The organism is Leifsonia sp. HAY1-4F, from assembly GCF_056755275.1.
Genome location: NZ_JBNDHX010000693.1, coordinates 1 through 232, shown reverse-complemented (window position 1 = coordinate 232; position 232 = coordinate 1). Strand labels below are relative to the sequence as shown.

Genomic DNA, 232 nt, shown 5'->3' with positions numbered 1-232 from the left:
CGCGTCGTCTACACCGGATCATGGAGCTCCTACGGTCCGCAGACCAGCTGGGACGGCGACTGGGAAATCCAAGGCAGCAAGGGCGCCATCACCTGGAAGAACAACGAGGTCGCCATCAACTTCGCCTCACTGTTCGACACCGTCTTCCTTGCCGGAGCGGTGGAACGCTCCGGAGTCATGCACGTTGATCTGGACCCGTTGCCTGTCGAGGAACGCTTGGGGACCCTCGAAG

General features: G+C 61.6%; 1 pseudogene. It reads left to right on the top strand.

Annotated elements, in window-relative coordinates:
* Positions 1-232: pseudogene (locus ACPYOG_RS21000) on the top strand (Gfo/Idh/MocA family protein); the annotation flags it as partial.